We start from the raw sequence: 17,546 nt of genomic DNA, 5'->3' as shown, positions 1-17,546 counted from the left end.
CGCAGCGGGCGGGCTCGCAGCCCGCCCGCGCGCGCTTCCGATACACGTCCCTTCCTTCCCTGTAGCGCAGGGCGTTCGACTGATCGCATTCCGGAGACCTCCGCGTTAGCCTGTGGACGGCGATTCCCCGGCGGAAGGCGGCCCGGTCGATGCCCTCCCTTGTCGAGACGCGACTGTCCAGCCTGGACTTCTGGGCGGCGTCCCAGGCCGAACGCGACGAGGTGTTCGCCGGCCTGAGATCCGCGAAGGATCCCGTCTACTGCCCTTTGCAGGACGAACCCGGCTTCTACGCCCTGACCCGGTACGAGCAGGTCGCCGAGGCCAGCCGCCGTCCCGAGGTGTTCAGCTCGCAACCCACGGCGGTCAGCCTCGTCGACCCGCCGGAGGCGATCGCCGAGTACTCCGGCTCGATGATCAGCATGGACGACCCCCGGCACGCGCGGCTCCGCCGGATCGTCTCCCGCTCGTTCACCCCGCGCATGGTCGAGCGGTTCGCCGGGGACGTCACCGTCCTCGCCCGCCGGATCGTCGACGAACTCGCCGAGCGCGGCCCCTGCGACTTCGTCGAGCACGTCGCGATGCCGATGCCCCTGCGGATCATCTGCTCCATGATGGGCATCCCCGACTCGGAGTACGGCGGGGTCATCGACGCCACGAACATGATCCTGGCGATCGGCGACCCCGACTACGTCGGCCCGGCCGGCGAGGACCGCATCACGACGCTGCGCGACAAGTTCGCCCACCTGCACGAGCTCATGGGCGAGCTGGGGAGGCTGCGCAGCGAAGAGCCGGCGGACGACCTCGTCACTGCGCTGACCCACGCGAACGTGGACGGGGAGTCGCTCACGACCGTGGAACTGGCCCGCTTCTTCACCCTCCTGGTCGTCGCGGGGAACGAGACGACCCGCAACGCACTGTCGCACGCGCTCGCCCTCCTCACCGGGCACCCGGACCAGCGTGCGCTGCTCGTCGCCGATGTGGAGGGCCGCCTTCCCGGAGCGGTGGAGGAGGTCGTTCGCTACGCGACACCGGTGACGTGGATGCGGCGCACGCTTTCGCAGGACTATGAGCTGTGCGGCTACCTGTACAAGGCCGGCGAAAGGGTGGTGCTGTACTACAACTCGGCCAATCGTGACGACGCCGTGTTCCACGACCCGCACGCGTTCGACATCACGCGCTCGCCGAATCCCCACGTCGGATTCGGGGCGCCTGGGCCGCATTTCTGTCTTGGTGCCCATCTCGCCCGCCGCGAGGTCACGGTGCTGCTGCGGGAGCTCTACACGCGCCTTCCCGACCTGCACGCCACCTCCGCCCCCGTGCGGCAGCGCACGAGCTTCATCAATGGGATCAAATCCCTTCCCTGCGCCTTCTGAAGGTCGCAAACCAGGACATTAGCCACGAGTTCCTTCGGCTTGTCCACAGAATGGCGTTTCACTATTGCGGCGGGCCACCGTCGGCGAGGCTGTTCCGCGTCACATCCCGAACACGGAAGGGCGCGACCATGCCCGCACAGACCACAGGCCGAGACCTCGGACCGAACCAGCTCGCCGCCCGGCTCGGACTGACCCGATGGCAGCTGCGCCTCGGCCGGGAGCACGGCCTGCTCCCCGAGCCCGACCTCGAAGGCGAACGGTGGTCGGCCCGGCTCGTCGACGAATGCGCGAACCGGTCCGGCCAGGTGGTCGCACGGTTCGGCGAGGACCCTCCGGTCGGAGCGATCCGCGCCGCCGCGCGGCTGGCCGTGCGCACGGGCCTCGACGTCGAACGCCGCGACGTTGAGGTACTGGTGGCCCGGGACGACCTCGATGTCGTCAGCAGCTTCCGCGGACATCCGCTCTACCTCCTGCGCGACCTCGACGCCCTCGATCCCGCCGCGGTCCGCGAGGTCGTCTCCGCCCGGAAGGGGCCGTTGTTCGACAGCGTCGACCCCGGCGGGGCGGTGACGATCCTCGGCTGGCCACGGAAGACCTTCGACCGGATCGCGGGCGAGCGGAACCTGGAAACCGACCGCTTCGGCCGCTACGCGCTCGCCGACATCCACGCTCTCGCCGCCGACGAGACGCTCGCGGAGGAGGTCCGTGAGGAGAAACTCCGGCGGGCCCTGGCCAGGGCGAGACGGGCCGAGACCGACATCGAGGACGTCGTGCGCGGATGGATGCTGCGCTGCACCGCCTACCTCGACCGCGACGCCGACCAGCCCCCGGACCCCGCCGTCCTTGGACGCGCGATCCGCAACCTGGTCGGGACCAGGGCCGAGAGCGCCAGATACGAACGAGAGGCGGTATGAGGGGCGCTTTCGATGGGACACGACTCCCGACGGCGGCGCAAGATCGGCGCCTCGCCTGTCCGGCGACCCGCGTGAGGTCACGTCCGCCGCGAGTTGTGGCGCCGCCCGGGTGGACGCCTCCCCTCATCGCTCTGGCGGGCGATCGCGGCGTGGAGCCGGTCGCGGGCTTCGGTCCGGGACATCGCCGGGAGGCGCTGGGGGAGATGGGCCGCCAGTGCGGAGGGAGCGTCGACCAGGCCGTCGCCGTCCACGACGGCCTGAGCGCCCGGCCATGGACCGAGAAGCACGGCGGACAGTTCGCCCGGGTGGCGGTCGATGAGCGCGGCGATCCGACCCGCCTCCTCCGCGCAGTCGGCCACCAGGAGAAGACGCCGCGTGGCGGCCGTCCCGGTGGTCCGCCGGATCGCGAGTTCGGTCTCCAGATAGGCCAGCGCGGCATCGAGGTTGCCCGGGATGAACAGACCCGGGGCGTTCTCGTCGAGCAGTTCGTCCTCGGCGAGCCCGAACAGCCTGCCGGCATCGGGTCGCGGGATCACCACCAGGGAACTGTCTCCGTGCTCGTCGAGCGCGGACAGGGCGAACACCCGCGCGCTGTCGACCGCACCGCTTCCCGCGAGCGCCAGCGCGGGCACCGCGAACGGGTCGAGGGAGGGCCGGTAGGTGAACGGCGCGGGCCGCGAGTCGGATCCGCCGGTGGACGCGGAGAGCACCGGCATTCCCGCGGTCGCCGCCGCGAGGATCCGGTGCCGGAACGGGTAGCAGATCGCGACGGCCGCCGGGAGGAGGAGGCCGAGCAGAAGAACCGGTTGCATCGGACGTACCTGCGGCTCATCATCGGCCTGTTCTCGCAGGCGCACGGGGGCCTGGCCGCCTCCTCCGCCCCACGGAGTCACCGTCGGGACCGGCGTCGGGACCGGCGCCTGGGGAACGCCGTCCGGAGCCTGCGATGCGGGGCGGGGATCCGGCTTGTCGAGCGGTTTCGGCGGCGTGGGCCGCCGACGCCCGGCCTTCGGCTCCTTCTCGGGCCGTCCCCGCCTGCGGGCCGCGTCGCCCCCGAGGCCCGGCGCCCTCCTCCGTGAGCCGTCGAACATCGCCAGCCAAGCCGCCCTGCACAGTTGCGAGGTGTACCAGTCACGGTCGAGGCTCTGCCGGCAGGGGGCCGGCAGAGATCTTCGCGGCTGCGGCCGGGGTCCGGACGCCGCATCGGCGGGCGCCGCGCTGAAGGAGATCACGCCCGCCACCGCGGTACAGCCGAGCAGCCCGCAGGTACAGCGGACGATCTCGCCGAATATGTCTGCCATCCTGGGATCTTCCAGGAAACGGGTCATCTTCGCCCCGGGGGATCGCGTTGGTCACCGTCAGAATGCCGATCGTAGTCAATCCGGCTACGGAGCGTTGACCATTGCTCGCACTCGACCCACCGATCATCCGGTCACCACTCCGGCGAAATGTGCTGCACATCCTTAATCGTCCGGATATAACCATCGTCATCGGGTGGCCTGAGGGCAGCCACACTTGACCAACGCGAAGGTTCACCCATGCGAACCGGAAAGTAAGGTCCCCCGATCTCGACGCAACACATCCATCCCAAAACCCAAATAAATGGACATGTAGTCGCCAAGCTCATCGAACCGCCCTCAATATTGCCAAACCCCCACAAGTGCCGCCCCGCCTGGCGATCCAGGAGATCGCAGCACTCCTAGAAGACTCGCCATCGAACCGTGCGCAGGCGCACCTCCACCACCCACGCCCGCACAAGTCCATACAGCCCTTACGCAACGGAGACCCAACCCGAAGGTTCAGCATGCCGAGGGACAGCGGGCCAGATCGTCCGGAGCCGCCCTCACCACCCTGCCCACGCCCGAACACCACACCCCACCCACGCTCCAACACCATGCGGGCAACTCGGCCGGCGTCCAAGCGCGCCCAAGGGCCTCGCGACAATGGTGATCCACTCTCGGGGTGGCGCCTGCCAGTGCAAGCGAGCGAACACCGCGCATCGCTTGGCGCCCTGCGTGCTGGATGTCGAGAGCTCAAGCGGCGCGCATTGCTGGGTGTGGCGAGGCCAGGCTGTCCGCGCCGCCAGCCTCCAGTGCCGTCCCGGGGAAACCAAACGGGACATGCGGTGAACTTCCGCGCAATTGGAGACCGCCTGCAGCGCACCGCAGTAACGCAGCCCGCGTCGGTGCAACGAAGGTCCACCGCGTGCAAGGTTCAGCGCCCCGCGGCATCCGCCGCTAGGCGCGGAAGCCGAATCTGAACGGGCCTTGCGGCGCCAGCGTGCTTGACCTGTCGAGGGGCGCCTTACGTGATCGGCGGCCCCGAGCGTGTCTTCCGAGCAACCTGGAAGCGCATGCAATGCTGCGCCTCGGGTGAGGCTGCGCGCGTCGGTGCAGCGAGCGGCCACCGCGCGCTTGGCGCAGCATGTGCCGGGCGCCGTCGGTGCTGGCCCCTGCGTGTGCCGATGTCGCGGATGCATGATGTCGTCCCGGATGCTGAGCGTCGCCCATGCAGGTGTTGCGCCCCCGGGCGGGGTGTGTGTGTCGCCGGGCGTCGCGCCTGCTGCCTGGGCGGTGGGCGTGTTCCTGGCGTCGCGGCCTGTTGCTGGGCATCGCGGGTGCTGCCTAGGCATCACGGCGTTGCCTAGGCGCCGCACGTGTTGCTGGGTGGCCCCATATTGCCTGAGTGTGCCCAGGTTGCTGCTCGGTGCGCGTTCTGCTGGGTGTCTCGCGTGCGGGTTGGCAAGCCGCCGGTTTCTGGCGTCGCGCGGAAGCGTAAGCAGAATGTGCTTAATGGTGTGCGCGGGTGCTGCCTGGGCATCGCGCGTGTTGCGCGGGCGCCGAGCGTGTTGCCTGCCATGGCGCGAGGCACCGTACGTGCTTGACGAGGTCGAAGTGGATCGCCCCAGCACCATGAGATCGCATGTCTTGAATCGCATGCAGCGCCGCCTGGGCAGCGCGCCACGCCGTGGGGCGCTACCGCCTATGGCTAGCCCCACGTGGGCTTGGTGTCGCCAGTGTTTGAGCCACGTGTGCTTGGGGTGGGCGTGCTTGGTGTTGCGTGTGTTGGGTGGTGTTTGTGTGCTGGGTTGTGGGTTGGGAGTGAGTGTGCTGAGGGCATGTGTCTTTGGCGGCGGGTGGGCGTAGCTGCGGCGCTGCCTGGGGCGGCGCCGCAGGTCGTCGTCGCCGCGCGTGGAGGGTGAGCCGGGGGCAGCCGAACGTGCCTTGCGAGGGTCGCGTGGTGGGTTGTCGTGAGGCGCCTTACGTGGTTGGGGCGTCCAAGTGCAATTCTCAACCGGCTTGGAGCCGCATGCGGTTGCCAGTGCTCGGGTGGCACTGCGCGCGCCGGGCCAGCGAACTGGTGCCACATGTGGTGGGCGCCGCGTGTGCTTGACCGGCGTGTTCTTGGCCCGCGCGTGCTTGGTGCCGCCCGTGCTTGGTGCCGCCCGTGCTTGGTGTTGCGTGGGTTGGTGTTGTTGGTGTGCTCGGGGTTGCGTGCCTTGGGTCTGAGTGTTGGGAGTGAGTGTGCTGGGGGCGTGTGTCTTTGGCGGCGGGTGGGCGTAGCTGCGGCGCTGCCTGGGGCGGCGCCGCAGGTCTTCGTCGCCGCGCGTGGAGGGTGAGCGGGGGCAAGCCGAACGTGCCTTGCGTGGGCTGGGTGTGGGTGGGCGTGCTGGGGGTTGGTTAGGCGGCTTGGGGGGTGGCGGGGGAGTGGATGACGTCGTACATGCCCAGGGGGAGTGTGTCGCCGTAGAGCCAGTCGTTGACGGTGCCGGTGAAGTCGTCGGGCGGGGCCACGGCGAGGAGGCGCTGGGTGAGGAGGGTGAGGCGGACCCGGAAGGGGTTCGGGGGAGTGAGGTGGACGCGGCGGCCGGTGCCCCAGAAGGCGCTGAACTCGGACTCGGTGAGCGGGAGCTCGGTGGCGATCTCGCGGGTGCGGTCGGCGGGGCCGGTGGACAGCCAGGACCAGTGGTCCGTCAGGAGGCTGCGGGCGGTGGTGCGCAGGACGTTCAGGGCGGCCAGGTCGTGCGGGCAGGCGACGTCGGTGATCTGGAGTTCGGGCAGGCCGAAGCGGCGCAGGCCGCCGGTGCGCAGACGGACGCAGGCGCAGCCGTTCACGCCCTCGGGGTCGCGGTCGGGGTCGGGTCCGGTGCAGCGGCCGTTGGCGCGGAAGGGCGGCAGCACGTCGCCGAGCCATTGGTCGGCCAGGACGAAACGGGTCCGTTCCTCGGTGGGTGGGGTCAGGACGTGGCCGGTGACGAGGTCGGCCGGGACGCCGCCGAGGGCGGCGGACAGGTGGAAGGCGGCGGCGCGCGCCACCTGGACGGCGCGGGGCTGGTCGGTGATCGGGGCGCAGGCGGTGACGACGGCGAACTCGGGAGCGTCCTGGAACGCGCGTTCGCGGTGGCGATCCTCGGGGCGGGGCGCCTTGATCCCGCGCGGGTCCCAGCGGAGGCAGGTGACGTCCTCGCGGACCACCTCGAGTTGGGGTGATCCGAGACGGCCGGCGATGTGCGCGGCGTAGGGGCCGCTCGCGTCGCGGAGCAGGTCGGCGAGGTCGTGCGGGACGTGTTCGGCGGCCACGGCGAACCGGGTGGTCGTGGTGGCGGGGACAGAGAAGGCGATCATGGTTTCTCCTCGCTGGAGGGGCCGACGCCGACCAGCCTGCGGCCCCGGCGGAACAGACGGCAGCCGAACAGCGTTCTGTGGATAACCAGGTCAACGCATGGGCAGTGCGACGTAAAATCGGTTCGCGGCAGCCATCGTCGGCTGCCTGATCGTGATCCGGTGGAGTGCCGCGGCCGGGTGTGCCTGACAAGGCCCCTGCCGACCGGACCGCCGCGATGGAGCGGGATCCCCGATCGTCTGGCCGGAATCGCCGGACGCCCGATGCAACGTTGGGTAAAATCGCCATCACTCGCAGTTATGATCTTCCTCTCGCGCCGCCGAACGGGGACCCGGGGCGCGGGATCACCCTAGATATCGAAAGGCGAACGGCATGTGCCGACTGTTCGGGATGAGCACGGGCGGGCCCCGCGTCAGGGCGGCTCACTGGCTGCTGGACGCGCCGTCCAGCCTGCGGGCGCAGAGCCACCGGATGCCGCACGGCGCGGGTCTCGGCTGGTTCTCGCTCGGCGGTGAGCCCGTCCGCGACCGGGCGCCGCTGGCCGCCTTCGAGAACGCGGACTTCGACCTGCACGCCCGCAACGTCCCGTCGCACACGTTCGTCTCCCACGTCCGCGACGCCTCGGTCGGCGGCCTCACCGTGCACAACTGCCATCCGTTCGTCATGAACGACCGCCTGTTCGCCCACAACGGGGTGGTGAAGGGGCTCGACACGCTCCGGACGTGGCTGAGCGACGTCGAGCGCGCGCATGTCGCGGGCGAGACCGACTCGGAACTGGTGTTCGCCCTCGTGACCGCGGAGATCCGGCGGCACGGCGACACGACGACCGGGATCATCGAGGCGGTGCGGCGGATCGGGGCCGAACTGCCGGTGTTCGCGGTCAACCTGCTGATCGCCGAGGCCGGGCGGCTGTGGGCGCTGCGCTACCCGGAGAGCAACGAGCTGTGGGTGCTGTCGCCGGACAAGGGCGGGTCGAGCGGCCCCGACGACGCGGCGGTGCCGGCCGTGGTGATCGCCAGCGAGCCGATGGACGACCAGCCGGGGTGGCGGCTGCTGGAGCCCGGTGAGCTGCTCGTCGTGGACGGGTTGGACGAGACCTCGCTGTTCCCGTTCGCGCCGCCCAGGCATCCGCTGCGCCGTGCCGACCTGTCGGCGCGGGAGGCCGCGTCGCAGCAAACGGCCGTCGCCGAGGAGCCCGTTCAGGGCGTGAAGATCGCCCCGCTCCGGGGTGCGACGGCGGGCGCCGGCGCGCAGGCGGTTCCGGTCCGCGGCCCGCTCGCGTCGCTGATCCTGCGGAACGCCGAGGCGAAGGCGGTCCGGGGGCCGTCTGTCTAGTTCCGACACGCCGTTGACCACGGAAAAGACCAGCTTCGGCCGATTTCGCGCGGAATAGTGTCGCATCAGGGGCGGATTCGGGGGGAATGTGTACGTTAGGTAGATCAACACTGCTGTGAGCTGCGGGGACGGCCCCGCCGCCCAGCTCTGGGAACAGGAGGTCCCCGTGACCCGAACGCTGTCGAGGGGCACCCGCGTCACCGGTGCCGAACGCACGCAGCTCGCGGCCGAGCTCGCGCCCCGCTACGCGGGCGGCGAGAGCATCCGCGACCTGGCCGCCGAGACGGGCCGGTCGTACGGGTTCATCTACAACGTCCTGAAGGAGGCCGGCGTCCCGCTGCGCGGCCGCGGCGGCAACACCCGGCGCAAGAAGGACTGACCCAGCTCCCGAAGCGACACAGCCGAGCACGAGCAGAAAGAGCAGAACATGGCCGGACGTCCCCCTCGCCCCCCGGGGGGACCCCGTGCGCTAGGACCGGCGGGACGCCCCGGAGACCTCGGAGCGCCCGTTCAGGCTGGCGAGATCGGCCGCCGCGCGGCCGGCGACCCAGCCCTCGTAGTTGGACACCGAACCCGCCCGGCCCTTGGCCAGGTTGGGGAACATCGCGTCGACGGCCTTCTCGACGGCCATGTCCCGCGCGGCCAGGACGGGAAGCAGATCCTTCCCGCCGGCGTCCGCGGCCGCCCGGTTCGCCGCCTCACCGGCCGCGTCCCGGAGGCGCTCCCCGATGCGCGCCGCGTAGGCGTTGAGGAACGCGTGGCGGAACGACCGCGTCCGTGACCGCCCGCGCGCGTCGCGGCGAGGCCCGGCGTGCACCATCGCCGCCGTCGCCTGCACGAGCAGCGATGTGAAGAGCATCTCCACCGCCGCGAGATCGGCGGGGAACCCCAGCACGGTGGAGAAACCCAGTTCCCTGTGCCAGACGGCACGGCAGCGGTTGGCGTCCGCCACTACGGTGAGGAGCACCGCCTTGGGCGCGTCGTAGGGATTGTCCACCGCGACGCGCCGCCCCGCCGGGCCGCCGAGGTCACCGGTCTCGGCGGCGAGCAACGCGTGGTCGATGCTGTGCCGCGCTATGAGCTCCTGGGCGCGCGCGCTGAGCGCCTCGGCCTCCTCGGGGAACTCGGTCGACTCCGCCTTCGCGAGCAGGGCGCGGACCTTGCCGAGCATGCGCTGGTCGACGCCCTCGAACCCGTCCCGGACGGGCGTCTCCCGCAACGGCGTCCCCGGAGGCGGGCCGATGCTCGCCAGCTTCGGCAGGCATTCCAGCAGGTGGACGAGTTCGGCGCCGCAGGCGACGAACTCGGACCGGTCGGTCCCTTCGCGCTCGCACCAGGCGTCCGGGTGCTCGTCGTCGTCCTCCCACCAGACCTCGGCGCCGATGAGGGCGAGCTGCTCGCGCCACTGCGCGGCGACGGTGGCGGCGGAGTACGCGCGCATCTCGGCGGCGATCGCGTCGGTGGCGAGGCGGGCGTGCCTGGCGGTGCGGCGGCGGGCCGCGTACCGGACGACGTCGGCGGGCTGCCAGCCGCGCTCCCAGGCGAGGGCGACGCCGCGCTCCAGCCGGGCGGCGAGGCACCGCGCGGTGATGAGCGGCCAGCCCGGCACGTCCGGACGGTCGGCCAGCGCGGCCACGAGGAGGCCGAACGCGTCGTCGTCGCCCCGGGCCAGCGCGCGGACGGCCTCGGACGTCAGCGCCTCGGCCTCGTCCAGCGGGGACGGCCCGGGGCCGCAGGGGCCCGTATCGGAAGAGGACTCAGCCTGCCGTGGCCGCCACCACGCCTTCCGCACCGGTACTCCCGTCGTCGTCCGAGGCTCCGTCACCTGACCACGAGGCATACTGCCACGCACGGACGGGTGCCCGGGCATGGACATCCGTGCGAAGCGGAGATTTCACCGTCGGTGCACCGCGACGGTACGGGTTACCGGCTCAGGTCCTGGCCGCGCATCTCCTCGACCACCACGCTCTGGTAGGCGCGGGTGGTGTCCGGGACGTAGCTGAGGCGTGCGAGGGCCTTGCCGTCGTGGTCCCTGATCTCGAAGTGGTAGCCCTCGGCGACGTCGCCGACGTGCGCCACCGCTTGGTCATGACGGAGCCGGCACATGGTGTCGACCTTCTCCAGCGCGACTTTCAGGCTGCCCGCGTCGCTGATGAGCCGTGCCGGCTCACTCGTCTCCCAGATCTCGAACATGGTCGCGTCCTGTCGGCGGTGGGTGGGAAGGAACGGGCGGGGCATTCCAGGCATCGGAGACAGCTTGCGCTGATTTGATGGATCTTTCAATCAGTACAGGTCTCGGATTGATCACTATTCGGAGCCGTGCACGGGCATAGCGTCATGTTCCCACGTGAGGCAAGTGTGTGCTTTCGTCTTCGTGAATCCGGTCGGTAAGGTCGGAGGCGCAGAACCGAATCTGATTCGGAAGGGGCCGGAGTGGACTACCGCGTCGTGTCCATCGTCCGCGACCACGCCCGGGACCGGGGCGACGCCCCCGCCATCACGGGCGACGGCCGGACGATCAGCTACGCCGAGCTGGACGAGCGCTCCAGCCGGGCCGCCCGCGCGCTCCTGGCCGCCGGGCTCGGCGCCGGGGCGCGGGTCGCCTACGTGGGCAAGAACGCGCCCGAGTTCTTCGACCTGCTGTTCGGCGCCGCGAAGATCGGCGCGGTGGCCGCGCCGGTGAACTGGCGGCTGACCCCCGCCGAGATCGCCGCGATCGTCGCGGACGCGCAGGCGCCGGTGACCGTGGTGGACGCCGAGTTCGCGGCGCTCGCCGGGACGCTCCCCGGCCGGGCGGTGACGACCGGCGAGGACTTCGAGGCATGGCTGGCGGGACATCCGGCCGACGACCCCGGGTTCGTCGGCGAGGCCGGCGACGTCGTCGTGCAGCTCTACACCTCCGGCACGACCGGGGTGCCGAAGGGGGTGCAGCTCAGCAACGCCAACTTCGAGGTCGGCGAGCGGATGGCGCGGCGCTGGCGGCTGGACGGGTCGTCGGTGAGCCTGGTGCCGATGCCGCTGTTCCACATCGGCGGGACCGGCTGGGCGCTGGCGGGCCTGTACGCCGGCTGCCGCCAGGTGCTGGTCCGCGACATCGACCCGGCGGCGCTGGTCGACACCTTCGAGCGCGAGCGGATCAGCAACGCGTTCATCGTCCCGGCGGTCCTGCAGTTCATGTGCCAGGTGCCGGGCGCGGCGGACCGCGACTACTCGGCACTGCGGGCGATCACCTACGGGGCGTCGCCGATCACGAGCGAGGTGCTGCGGCGCTCGCTGGAGACCTTCAAGGCCCCGCTGTTCCAGCTGTACGGGATGACCGAGACGACCGGAGCCATCGTCCAGCTGGAGCCCGAGGACCACGACCCGGACGGCCCGCGCGCGCACCTGATGCGCTCGGCCGGGCGGCCCTACGCCTGGGTCGAAGTGAAGATCGTCGAGCCGGGAGAGGGCGCGGAGCGCGCGCCGGGCGAGGTCGGCGAGGTGGTGGTGCGGTCCACGCAGAACACCCCCGGCTACTGGAACCGGCCGGAGGAGACGGCCCGGCTGCTGGCCGGGGACGGCTGGCTGCGCACCGGCGACGCCGGCTACGTCGACGCCGAGGGCTACCTGTTCCTCACCGACCGGATCAAGGACATGATCGTCACGGGTGCGGAGAACGTGTACCCGATCGAGGTCGAGGAGGTCCTCGCGGCGCATCCCGGGATCGCCGACGTCGCGGTCATCGGCGTGCCCGACGAGCGGTGGGGCGAGACCGTCAAGGCCGTCGTCGTCCCCGCGCCCGGCGCGGTGCTCACCGAGGACGAGGTCATCGCCTACGCCCGCGAGCGGCTGGCGGGGTTCAAGCGCCCCCGCTCGGTCGACTTCGTGGACGCGCTGCCGCGCAACCCCAGCGGCAAGATCCTCAAGAAGGACCTGCGGGCGCCGTACTGGGAGGGCCTCGGCCGGACGATCGCCTGACCCCTCCCCGCCTGACCCCCGCCTGCCCCCGCCTGCCCCCTGCCTGACCCCCGTCTGGCCCCCGCCGGGGGCGTCAGTCCTCGGCGACGGTGACGACGGTGTCCTTGGCGTCGGGCTCGGTGAAGCGCAGGAGGGCCTCGCCCTCGGCGGTGAGTTCGTCGAGGGCGGCCTGCGAGAGGGGTTCGAAGGGGCGCAGTCGCAAGGTGGCGACCTTGCGCTTGTACTCGGTCTCCCAGACGCCGCGTGCGAACCCGTCCCAGAGGAACACGGCGCGGACCCGGAGGTTCTTCGTGGTGAGCGACGGCCGGTGCGCGTCGGCGATGATCCGGCGGCGGTCGGCGTGCGCGAGGACCAGGCTGTCGAACTCCGGTAGGAACCGCGCGGGGGCCGGGACGTCCTCGTCCGGGCGGGGCGCGCCGGGCAGGTCGAACAGCTCCCGGCCCTTGTCGTCGGCGAAGACGGCCAGGCGCGGCCGCAGCCGTTCCAGGGTCTCGCCCGCCGAGCGCAGTCCCGACCAGGTCTGCGCGTCGGCGGCGGACGCAGGCCCGAACGCCTCCAGGTAGCGCAGGACGAGATCGTCCTCGGCGGCGACGGCGGACGGGGCGGCGCCCAGCCAGCCGTCGGCCGACGCGAACTCGGCGGAGCGGGGGAAGCCCCATCTGTCGTCGGTGGGGACCATGACCAGCGGTACGCACATCCGGACGGCGTAGCCGAGCGCGCGGTCGTTGACGTCCGGGAACCGTTCCTGCAGGAGCGCCCGCACCTCGTTGAACGTGCGCGGGCGCTCATCGAGGAGGGAACAGGCGGCGGGGACGACCTGCTCGAGGTCGAGGCCCTTGGCGCGGTCCCCGAGGACGCGCATCGCCGCGTCCAGCATCGGCTGCATCGACGTGCGGAACGCGAGGTAGTCGGACGCGGTCATCAGGTGCAGGGTCGCGCGCATCATGGTCGCGCGGACGAGCGTCCGGTCGTGCAGGGCCGCGTGCAGGTCGGACGCCTGGAAGCCCTCCAGCCGCGACCACAGCCCGACGAACGGCGGCCTGGGCTCCTGCGCCTGCATCCCGAACAAGCGGCCCACGGCGTCGGCGACCGGTACGCGCTCGCGCGCCAGAAGCAGTTGCCGGGCCAGCGTCGCCCTGTTGAGGGTCCGGACGCTGAGAGTGTCCGCCATCGTGTCCGCCTTCTCGCCGGCCCCGGTGGCACCCGGGCGGTGCGGCGGGGATGGTCAGGGGATGCCGACACTACCGAGGCCCTAGGACGTTCCCTGCCCGCCGGCCACGCCCGCCACGTCGGCCACGCCGGCAACGCCCGCCACGTCGGCCACGCCAGCCACGCCGGCAACGTCCGCGATCGTTTCGCGGACGCAGCGGCGCAGCCACGCGTGCGCCGGGTCGGCGTCGTAGCGCGCGTGCCAAGCCAATGACAGCCGCAGAGGCGGCATGGGCAGAGGGATCGGGATCCGCACCAGCCCCAGCCGCTCCACCAGGGGCCTGTGCAGCCGTTCCGCCGCGAACCCCATCAGGTCGGTCTCCCGGACGACGAGCAGCGCGGTGCTGACCGTCGGGACGGTCCCGGCCACGCGCCTGGACCGTCCCATCCCGGCGAGGAGCTCGTCGATGGGCCCGGCCAGGCGGCCGCGCCGCGTGTTGGTCAGCTGCGTGGTCGCGCACCATTCGTCGAGCGTGACCTCCCGGCCCGCGAGCGGGTGCCCGGGGCGGACGACGGAGGAGAACCGGTCCTCCAGGACCGGCTCGACCCGCGTGTCGGTCGCCTCGGCCGTGATGATGCCGATCTCCAGGTCGATGGAGGCGCGCCGCAGGAGATGGGTGTCGCGCGGCCCCTCGCCGAGGAAGCGCAGGGTGACGCCCGGGGCGTCGCATGCCATCCGCGCAAGGAGCGGCCCGGACAGGACGGCGATCGTGCCCTCCTCCGCCTGCAGGGTGAAGGTGCCCTCCAGCGTGCGCGGGGAGAAGGCGTCGTCCGCGGAGAACAGCGTGTAGGCGCGCTGGACGAGCTCATGCACCTCAGCGCGCATCGCGAGCGCGCGGGGGGTCGGCACCATGCCGCGGCCCGAGCGCACGAGCACGGGGTCGCCGAGGGCCTTGCGGATCCGGCCGAGGGTGCGGCTCATCGCGGGGCTCGACAGATGCAGGCGCTCGGCCGCCCCGGCGACGCTGCCCTCGTCCAGCAGGACGTCGAGCGCGACGAGCAGATTGAGATCCAGCGTGGATTGCATCGGACGCACTCCTCACGTGCAAAAGATGCATTTGAAAGCAAGTCACCGCCAGCCTACGTTGGAGATCGCGGAGGCGGCGCGCGCGGCCGGATCCCCGCCCCCACCTGTCGGCTCAGCCCTTTCCGGCGTGCCCGGGGCACGCCCGCGAGTGACTTCGAGGAACCCCTCATGACGATCGATGCCGTCCGCGCCGCCGCGCCTCCGGACCGGGGAAGCGCCGCCCGGCGCGCCGTGCCGCCGCTGATGTCGGCGTGCGTGGTCCTGGTCGTGGCGATGGTCGCGGCGATCAACCTCTCGATCCCCAAGCTGTCGGCGAGCGGCCTGCACCCGTCCGCCACCGGCCTGCTGTGGATCGTCGACTCCTACGTCCTGGTGTTCGGCTGCCTGCTCATCCCGGCCGGCGCCGCGGGCGACCGGTTCGGGCGCAAGGGCGCTCTGCTGGCCGGCCTCGGCGTCTTCGCCGCCGGCTGCCTGCTGTCGGCGGCGGCGCCCGCAGTCGCCGTGCTGCTGGCGGGCCGGCTGGTCACCGGGGTCGGCGCGGCGCTCATCATGCCCGCGACGCTGTCGCTGCTGATGCAGGTCACCGAGCCGGCGCGGCGCCCGCAGGCGATCGCGGTCTGGACGGCCGCGACCGGCGTCGCGGGCGCGGTCGGCAACCTCGCCGGGGGAGCGGTGCTGGAGTGGCTGCCCTGGCAGTGCCTGTTCCTGGCCGGCGCGCTCGCCGCCGGCGCGCTGGCCGCGCTGACGGCATGGCTGGCCCCCGCGGGCGAACGGCACCGCGCGGACCTGGACGCGCCGGGCGCCGCGCTGCTCACCGCGGCCCTGTTCGCGCTGCTCTTCGGGATCATCGAGGGATCCGAGCGCGGCTGGACGTCCGCGCCGGTGCTGGGCGGGTTCGCGGGCGCCGCCGTCCTGCTGGCGGTGTTCGCCGTCCACGCGACGCGCGCCGCGCACCCGCTGCTCGACCCGCGGCTGTTCGCCCGCGCCTCGCTGCGCAGCGGTGTGCTGGGCATCGGGGCGGCCTTCTTCTGCCTGTTCGCGCTGTTCTTCGTCAACGCCCAGTACCTGCAGTACGCCAAGGGGTACTCGCCGCTGGTCACCGGCGTGGCGGTCGCTCCGGTCGTGGTCGGGATGATCGTGGTCTCCCGGCGGAGCGTCGGTCTGGCCCGCAGGTTCGGGAACCGCGCGGTCATCACCTCGGGGCTGCTCGTCCTCGCCTGCGGGCTCGGGCTGCTCTCGCTCGCCGACGCGGCCACGCCCTACCCGCTCTACGCGGTGGACCTGCTGGTCATGTCGGTCGGCATGGGACTGTGCGTGCCGCCGCTGTCGGTCGGCGTCATGTCCGCGCTCCCGCCCGGGCGCGCCGGGCTGGGGTCCGGGCTGAACAGCGCGGCCCGCGAGATCGGCAGCGCGCTCGGCGTCGCGGTCCTCGGGACGGTGCTCACCGGCCGTTTCACCGGCGCCCTGCCGCCGGCCCTGGCGGACCACGCCCACTCGGCGGGCGAGGCGATCGCCGCGGCGGACGCCTCCGGCGCCGGCGCGGGGACGCACGCCCAGGTCGTCTCGGCCTTCACCGACGCGATGTCGGCGGGCTTCCGCGTGGTCGCGCTGATCGCCTGCGCGGCGGCGCTGCTGGTCGCTCCCGGCCTTTCCCGGGCCGACCGGGCGAAGAGGGCTGGTCGCTCCGAACAATGAGATATATCGTGTCCTTTCGGATACGAGATATAACTTGATGGCCAGGAGGGTGGCGATGAGCGTGGCGGAGAGCCCGCGCAGTGTCCGCGGCAGGCTGCTGGACCGGATGTTCGTCCGGGGACGCGTCGAGGACGTCCGCCCCGGGCCAGGTCGTATGCGGTGGATCGCCATCGGCGGCGTTCCCGGCCTGGACTGGACGCCCGGGCAGCACGTCCGCGTGCACATGGCGGACGTCACGTCCGCGCGGACGTGGATCAGCGGCAAGGTGCGCGACGCGCTGCGCACCTACTCCGTGTGGGACTACGACGCCGCCTCCGGCGTGCTGGAGCTGTGCGTCATGGACCACGAGGGCGCCGGGCCGGGGGCGCGCTGGGCCCGTTCCGTCCGGCCGGGGGAGGAGGTCGTCTTCAACAAGCCGGAGGGCTCGTTCGTGCTGCGCCCCGCCCCGTACCACCTGTTCGCGGGCGAGGAGACGGCCTCCGTCACGTTCGGCGCGATGCTGCGCGCCGCCGGGCCGGACGAACCCGTGTACGGCGCGGTGGAGGTCGCCGAGCCTGAGGACCGGTTGCCGCTGCCGCGGAGCGAGGAGCTCGCGTGGTGCCGTCGCGGTGCCGCCTCGGCGGCGTCGTCGGAGATCCTCGTCGACGCGGTCCGCCGGCTCGATCTTCCCGGCGAGCCGGGGTTCGCGTACGTGGCCGGGGAAGCACGCACCGTACAGGCCGTGCGCGCCCATCTGGTCCGGGAGCGGGGCTGGCCGCGCAGATCCGTGCAGGTCAAGCCCTACTGGACGCCCGGCAGGCGGGGGATGGACTGATCGCCAACGAGCGTTGGAGGCGGGGGTTACGGGCCGATATTTCGCAAAATGCACGTGCATCAGCCCTTGCACCTGCACGCCATTCCTAGCAGGATTGCCCCGGACCCCCGCACGTGAACTCGCCGGAGATCGCGATGACCGCACACTTGAGCGACAGTGACCGACAGGCGCTGCGGCTGGCCCAGGATCTCCGCGAGGAGATGCGGGCGGCCCTGCCCCAGCTCCCCTCCGCGCCCTCGGTCTCCCCGTTCGTCGACCAGGGAGGGACGCCCAGCGTCCTGCTCCGGATGGACGCCGACACCGCCCGCGCGCTGATGGCCGTCCTGGCCGAGCGCCGCACGGATCGGACGGCTCCTCCGCTGCCGGAACCGCGCCGGGCCGACGGCTCCCACGTCCCGCCGCCCGTGCCGCCGCCGGGCGCCCCCCAGGCGGCTCCCGCGCCGTACCAGCCGATCGTCGCGGCCGCGCCGCTCCCGGAGCCCGCCTACGCGCAGGCCCCCTTCGCCGAGGCGCCGGCGGTCAACCCGGTGTTCGCCGGCGGGACGGGCCCGACCCCGCTGGTGCCGTCGGTCTACCCGACGCACTGACCCGGGTCCCCA

General features: G+C 72.0%; 14 protein-coding genes. 8 read left to right on the top strand and 6 right to left on the bottom strand.

What is annotated here, in order from left to right:
• Window positions 1–149 precede the first annotated feature (149 nt).
• On the top strand, window positions 150–1,373 hold the full coding sequence (locus ABZ914_RS27850) for a cytochrome P450 (RefSeq protein WP_433136705.1): 1,224 nt from the start codon (window positions 150–152) through the stop codon (window positions 1,371–1,373).
• Between the two features lie 128 nt (window positions 1,374–1,501).
• On the top strand, window positions 1,502–2,287 hold the full coding sequence (locus ABZ914_RS27845) for a hypothetical protein (RefSeq protein WP_500196803.1): 786 nt from the start codon (window positions 1,502–1,504) through the stop codon (window positions 2,285–2,287).
• Window positions 2,288–2,364: 77 nt separating this feature from the next.
• Here the strand turns inward: ABZ914_RS27845 and ABZ914_RS27840 are convergent, their stop codons facing one another.
• Window positions 2,365–3,099, bottom strand: a complete 735-nt coding sequence (locus ABZ914_RS27840) for a hypothetical protein (protein ID WP_500196802.1) — start codon at window positions 3,097–3,099, stop codon at window positions 2,365–2,367.
• Between the two features lie 2,868 nt (window positions 3,100–5,967).
• A complete protein-coding gene (locus ABZ914_RS27835) occupies window positions 5,968–6,912 on the bottom strand; it encodes a hypothetical protein (RefSeq protein WP_500196801.1) in 945 nt (314 codons plus the stop codon).
• 370 nt (window positions 6,913–7,282) lie between these two features.
• Between ABZ914_RS27835 and ABZ914_RS27830 the strand changes: the two genes are divergently transcribed.
• Window positions 7,283–8,245 (top strand): class II glutamine amidotransferase, encoded by a 963-nt coding sequence (locus tag ABZ914_RS27830; RefSeq protein WP_500196800.1) that lies wholly within the window; start codon window positions 7,283–7,285, stop codon window positions 8,243–8,245.
• Window positions 8,246–8,411: 166 nt separating this feature from the next.
• Window positions 8,412–8,624, top strand: a complete 213-nt coding sequence (locus ABZ914_RS27825) for a helix-turn-helix domain-containing protein (RefSeq protein WP_151538805.1) — start codon at window positions 8,412–8,414, stop codon at window positions 8,622–8,624.
• Window positions 8,625–8,714: 90 nt separating this feature from the next.
• On the opposite strand, the gene ABZ914_RS27820 is transcribed toward ABZ914_RS27825, so the two are convergent.
• Together ABZ914_RS27820 and ABZ914_RS27815 are read right to left on the bottom strand one after the other, a co-directional pair.
• Window positions 8,715–10,037: a DUF2786 domain-containing protein gene (locus ABZ914_RS27820; RefSeq protein WP_500196799.1), complete on the bottom strand. Its 1,323-nt coding sequence runs from the start codon at window positions 10,035–10,037 to the stop codon at window positions 8,715–8,717.
• A gap of 131 nt (window positions 10,038–10,168) precedes the next feature.
• Window positions 10,169–10,438, bottom strand: a complete 270-nt coding sequence (locus tag ABZ914_RS27815) for a hypothetical protein (RefSeq protein WP_190858371.1) — start codon at window positions 10,436–10,438, stop codon at window positions 10,169–10,171.
• 240 nt (window positions 10,439–10,678) lie between these two features.
• On the opposite strand from ABZ914_RS27815, the gene ABZ914_RS27810 reads away from it, so the two are divergent.
• Window positions 10,679–12,202, top strand: coding sequence for a long-chain-fatty-acid--CoA ligase (locus ABZ914_RS27810; protein WP_500196798.1), 1,524 nt, complete (start codon window positions 10,679–10,681; stop codon window positions 12,200–12,202).
• Window positions 12,203–12,275: 73 nt separating this feature from the next.
• Here the strand turns inward: ABZ914_RS27810 and ABZ914_RS27805 are convergent, their stop codons facing one another.
• Entirely contained in the window at window positions 12,276–13,373 is a 1,098-nt protein-coding gene (locus ABZ914_RS27805; protein WP_500196797.1) for a winged helix DNA-binding domain-containing protein, read from the bottom strand.
• A gap of 81 nt (window positions 13,374–13,454) precedes the next feature.
• Entirely contained in the window at window positions 13,455–14,438 is a 984-nt protein-coding gene (locus tag ABZ914_RS27800) for a LysR family transcriptional regulator (protein ID WP_500196796.1), read from the bottom strand.
• A gap of 168 nt (window positions 14,439–14,606) precedes the next feature.
• Between ABZ914_RS27800 and ABZ914_RS27795 the strand changes: the two genes are divergently transcribed.
• The 3 genes from ABZ914_RS27795 to ABZ914_RS27785 all read left to right on the top strand — a co-directional run bounded on the left by ABZ914_RS27795 (window position 14,607) and on the right by ABZ914_RS27785 (window position 17,534).
• Complete coding sequence (locus ABZ914_RS27795) at window positions 14,607–16,133, top strand: MFS transporter (RefSeq protein WP_500196795.1); 1,527 nt, start codon at window positions 14,607–14,609, stop codon at window positions 16,131–16,133.
• A gap of 55 nt (window positions 16,134–16,188) precedes the next feature.
• Window positions 16,189–16,947, top strand: coding sequence for a siderophore-interacting protein (locus ABZ914_RS27790; protein WP_500196794.1), 759 nt, complete (start codon window positions 16,189–16,191; stop codon window positions 16,945–16,947).
• Window positions 16,948–17,093: 146 nt separating this feature from the next.
• Window positions 17,094–17,534: a hypothetical protein gene (locus tag ABZ914_RS27785; protein ID WP_500196793.1), complete on the top strand. Its 441-nt coding sequence runs from the start codon at window positions 17,094–17,096 to the stop codon at window positions 17,532–17,534.
• The last annotated feature ends 12 nt before the right edge of the window (window positions 17,535–17,546 follow it).

This window comes from Spirillospora sp. NPDC046719 (genome assembly GCF_040645715.1).
In the GTDB taxonomy this organism is placed as follows: domain Bacteria; phylum Actinomycetota; class Actinomycetes; order Streptosporangiales; family Streptosporangiaceae; genus Spirillospora.
The sequence above is the reverse complement of the archived record's forward strand: the minus strand, read 5'-3'. Positions and strand labels throughout refer to the sequence as shown.